The organism is Roseateles sp. P5_E11 (assembly GCF_054049355.1).
The window spans coordinates 1-4,598 of record NZ_JBFUMO010000470.1; the positions used below are offsets into that span (position 1 = coordinate 1).

Annotated in this window: 3 protein-coding genes and 1 pseudogene; all 4 read right to left on the minus strand. The window is 66.4% G+C overall.

The window, feature by feature from the left end:
- Nucleotides 1-152 precede the first annotated feature (152 nt).
- The gene (locus ACXJKR_RS24795) at nt 153-755 is read right to left on the minus strand and encodes a MarC family protein (protein WP_457325078.1); all 603 of its coding nucleotides are present in this window, start codon (nt 753-755) and stop codon (nt 153-155) included.
- 24 nt (nt 756-779) lie between these two features.
- A complete protein-coding gene (locus ACXJKR_RS24800) occupies nt 780-3,149 on the minus strand; it encodes a TonB-dependent receptor plug domain-containing protein (protein WP_457325079.1) in 2,370 nt (789 codons plus the stop codon).
- A gap of 155 nt (nt 3,150-3,304) precedes the next feature.
- Nucleotides 3,305-4,192 carry a site-specific tyrosine recombinase XerD gene (gene xerD / locus ACXJKR_RS24805; RefSeq protein ID WP_457325081.1) on the minus strand — a complete coding sequence of 296 codons (888 nt, stop codon included), beginning with the start codon at nt 4,190-4,192 and terminating at the stop codon, nt 3,305-3,307.
- A 158-nt stretch (nt 4,193-4,350) separates the two neighbouring features.
- Nucleotides 4,351-4,598: pseudogene (locus ACXJKR_RS24810) on the minus strand (ABC transporter substrate-binding protein); the annotation flags it as partial.

Consider the following 4,598-nt stretch of genomic DNA (forward strand, 5'->3'; position numbering starts at 1 on the left):
GCAACAAGATGACGAAGAAACCCAAGAAGGACACGGGCCCCGGCAAGGCGGCGGGCTCGGATCGCCCGGTGCCACCGATGACGGCCGTGCTGCCCAAGGGCAAGGAAGCCAAGCTCAAGAACAAGTAAGGCCGGCCGCTGGCCGACCAAGGACTACAAACCGCCGACGAAGTAGCGCTTCAGGCCGGCCAGCACCATCTCGACGGCGATGGCCGTCAACACCAGGCCCATCAGCTTCTCGATGGCCGAGACCACCGAGTCGCCCAGCAGCTTGCGGATGCGGTCCGCCAGCACGAGCACCAGGCCCGAGACCAGCAGGGCCGCGCTGAGCGCACCAATCCACTCGTAAATGCGGTCAGGCTGGCGGGACGCCAGCAGCAACACCGTGGCCATGGCCGATGGCCCAGCCAGCAGCGGCACGGCCAGCGGAAAGATCRGCGGCTCCTTGCCGGGCTCCAGGCCATAGGCCGATTCGCCCGAGCTGCCGAAGATCATGCGGATGGCGATGATCACCAGAATCACGCCGCCAGCCACCTCGAGCGAGCGCTCCGACAGGTGCATCACGCGCAGGAAGCCCTCGCCCAGGAACATGAAGGCAAACAGCACGCAGAAGGCGATGCCCACCTCGCGCAACGCCACCCGCGTGCGGCGCTCCTTGGGCACCGCACGCATGATGGGAATGAACACGGGCAGGCTGCCGAGCGGGTCGAGCACCAGCAGCAGCAGGATCAGGGCGGAGAGGAAGCTGTGGTCCATCCGCCCGGATTGTCAGCGAGCGACTCAGAAGCGGTAGTAGGCCCGCGCGTAGTAGGACGCGCCATTCAGGCCGAACTGCACGCTGTCGTAGTAGAAGCCGTTGTCGGTCTCGAACGGGTCCTGGCGCGACGGCTTCACGTTGAAGACGTTGTTGCCACCGATGCTGAGCTTCAGCGCCGGCGTGGCCTGCCAGGTGGCGCCCAGGTCCATCGAGGTCTTGGGCTTGTAGTTCAGCGTCATGCCTTCGGTGAAAGCGCCCTGCGTCTGCTTGCCGAAGTGGATGATCTTGGCCTCACCCGTCCAGGCGCCCTGGGCGTACTCGAAGCCCAGCGTGCCCTTGGCGCGCGGGCCGGCCTCCTCGATGAAGAGGCGCTCGCGCGTCGACAGCAGCACATCCTCGTACCCTTTCAGCGCTGCCGGTGCGTGGATGGCCGTCACCGTCGTGCGGCTGATGTTCAGCGCCAGGAAGGTGCTGAGTTGACCCGCGCCCAGCTTCATGCGGTTGGACGCCGTCAGGTCCAGGCCGCGGGTGCGCGTGTTGATGGAGTTGACGAAGAAGGCCGTCTGCTCGACACCCTGGCTGTTCAACAGCGGTGCCAGCGGCGGGTAGTTGCTGGCCGTGAAGCGGCCGGACAGCACGATGCGGTCTCGGATGTTGATCTGGTAGAGGTCTACAGTGAGCGCGGTGTCGGCGCTCGGCTTGACGGTGAGACCGAGCGTGAAGTTCTTGGACTTCTCCTGCTTCAGCGGTGGCACACCCGCGGCCAGYGGGATGGCGCTGCCGTTCGGAGCCAGCTTCACCTGCACGGGCTCGCCGCTGATGAAGTCGGTGAAGGTAGACGAGAAGTAGAGCTGCTGCAGACTGGGGGCGCGGAAGCCCGTGCTGGCCGCGCCGCGCAGCAGCACTTCCTTGCCGAGCTTGTAGCTGGCCGCCAGCTTGGCGGTGGTCTCGGAGCCGAAGTCGCTGTAGTGCTCGGCACGGATGGCTGCGTCCACTGTCAGGCTGGGCGTGAAGCTGGCTTCCCAATCGGCATACAGCGCCTGGCTGTTGCGGCTGCGGTTGGTCATGTCGACCGGCTGAAAGCCCGGGAAGCCCTGGCTGCCGGCGATGCCGCCGAAGTTCAGGCCGTCGGCGTCCTGGTACGAGCCCAGTTCGCCAGCGACGATGTCGTACTTCTCTTTGCGGTACTCGGCGCCGAAGGCGATGTTGCTGCCCCCGAGCAGGTCTGGGAAGAAGCGGCTGACATCGAAGTTGGTCGTCGCCTGGCTGAAGCCGAAGCCGCCGGCGTCAAAGCTGGACGGGCTGATGCCCTTGCCGCCGGCCAGCAGATCCTTGTTGGCGATGGATGCGTTCAGCGTGTTGCTGATGTTGTAGCGCATCTTGTTGGAGCCATAGGTCTGCGACAGGTCGGTGTCCCAGCCGGCGAAGGTCGACTTCCAGCCGACGCTGACATACCGGTCCTCGATCTTGCCGTTGATGAAGGGCACGAAGCCGTCAGGGTACATCGCGGCGGAGTTGCGCGACGGCACGTCGCTGGAGCCGACGCCGCCACGCGCCCAGGCGCCGGACGACGCATCGCGGTTCTGCGCACCGGCGGTGACGTAGAGCTTGTTCTCGGCCGCCAGCGGGAACTCGCCGTTCAGATAGACCGTCTTGTTCGTGACCGCGGTGTCGCCAATGGTGCGGGGGCCGACGTTCTCGTCGTTGGGGTCGTTGCGGTTGGAACGGCCACGGTCCTGCCATTCGCCGGTGATGCCCAGCGAGCCGTCGCCGAGCTTGATGCCGCAATAGGCAGAGGCGAGGTAGTTCTTGCCGTCGCCCGCCGAGTACTGGCCATAGCCCGCCACGGCCTCGCAGCCGGCCTTCTTCTTCAGCTGGATGTTGACGACGCCGGCAATGGCGTCAGAGCCGTACTGGGCCGCCGCGCCGTCACGCAGCACCTGCACGTTGTCGATGGCCAGCAGCGGCAAGGCATTCATGTCCGTGCCCGTCGCGCCGCGGTTGCGCGCGCCGAACAAGTTGACCAGCGCCACGGTGTGGCGGCGCTTGCCGTTGACGAGCACCAGGGTCTGGTCCGAGCCCAGGCCACGCAGCGCAGCCGAGTCGATCAGGTCGGCGCCGTCAGCGCCGGTCTGGCGCGTCGAGTTGAAGGACGGCGACAGGTATTGCAGCGTCTGCGCCAGATCGAATTGACCCCCGCCCTCGGTGATCTTGCTCATCGAATAGATGTCGACAGGCACCAGCGTGTCGGTGCTGGACGCGGCGGGCAGGCTCTTACGGGAGCCGATGACTGTCACGCGCTCGAGGTTGCTGGCTTCCTGGGCCAGGGCTGAGGTGGTGGCAAAGAGGGTGATGGCGGCAAGCGCGGTTGGCAGCAGGCGGGTGGCGTGCATGGGGACTCCGTGATCGATTTGTGATGGCGGCGGAGTTTGCCCCTCGTAACAGGCCCGTGAAGGTGGGTGTTGTGGCCCGCCGACAGGTTTGAAACCAACGAAACGAACGAAGCTTCGGTGCAACCCGAGGGCGGGAAAACGAGAGTCGGCCGCGCTCAGCCCCGAGGATGGTGCTCGGCGTGCAAGGCTTTGAGGCGCTCCCGCGCCACATGGGTGTAGATCTGCGTCGTCGACAGGTCGGCATGCCCCAGAAGCAACTGCACGGCACGCAGATCCGCACCATGATTGAGCAGATGCGTGGCAAAGGCGTGGCGCAGCGTGTGCGGTGACAGCGGCACGGTGATGCCGGCTGCCAGCGCGTGTCGCTTGATCAGGGTCCAGAACATCTGCCGCGTCATGCCGGCGCCGCGGGCGGTCACGAAGAGGTCGTCGCTGCTCTGGCCGGCCAGGATCTGTGCGCGGGCCTCGCGCAGATAGCGCGTCATCCAGTCCCTTGCGTGTTCGCCAAAGGGCACGAGGCGGGCCTTGCTGCCCTTGCCCGTGACATGCAGCACCGCATCCTTGAAGGCGACATGCGCGCTCTTGAGCGTGACGAGTTCGCTCACGCGCAGGCCGCTGGCATACATCAGCTCCAGCATCGCGCGGTCACGCAGGCCCAGCGGCGTGTCGACGTCCGGCGCATCCAGCAGCGCGCTGACCTGGGCCTCGCTGAGCAGCTTGGGTACGCGCAGCGGCTGCTTGGCCGTCGTCAGCTTGAGCGTCGGGTCGGCCTGGACGCGACCCTCGCGCAGCGCCCAGCGGAAATAGCGCTTGAAGACCGACAGCCGCCGGTTCGCGCTGGTGGCCTTGCCGGCCGGCTTGGCGGCCGCGTACTCGAACAGTTTGAGCTCGGTGCAAGCGTCCAGCGAGGCGGGCGCCAGCCAGGCCGCCAGCGCACTCAAGTCGCGCCGGTAGGCCGCCTGCGTGTTGGCGCTCAGGCCGTCTTCCAGCCAGAGCGCTTCGATGAAGGCCTCTATCGCCGGATCAGCGAACTTAGCACCCATGTAGCTCAGTGAGTTCGGGCCGAGCGCCGGGCCGCTCCCAAGCCGGCCCCGTTTGGCGATGTGCTTGCGGCTCAATGCCGCAAGCATCGCCGCCCCCTCGGGGGGCCGACCAGACTCGCTCGCGTGCAGCGATGCGAGGTTGGGCGAGGGGTTTCAAGTCAATCAAGCTTGAGCTTCTGTGCCGCCACGACCTTCTTGTAGACCTCGAACTCCGCCGCAATCTGCGCCGCGAACTGCTCGGGCGTGTTGGCCACGATCAGCGAGCCGGTGTCCTCGATGCGCTTCTTGACGTCGGGGATCTCGAGCGCCTTCTTGACCCCGTCGTGCACCTTGTCGACGATGTCGCGCGGCAGGCCCTTGGGGCCGTGGATGCCGTAATAGGCCAGGCGGTTGACGGCCTCCAGGC

Coding starts and splice junctions, on each gene's coding strand:
- xerD (WP_457325081.1), bottom strand. CDS start 4,192: ATGGGTGCTAAGTTCGCTGATCCGGCGATAGAGGCCTTCATCGAAGCG.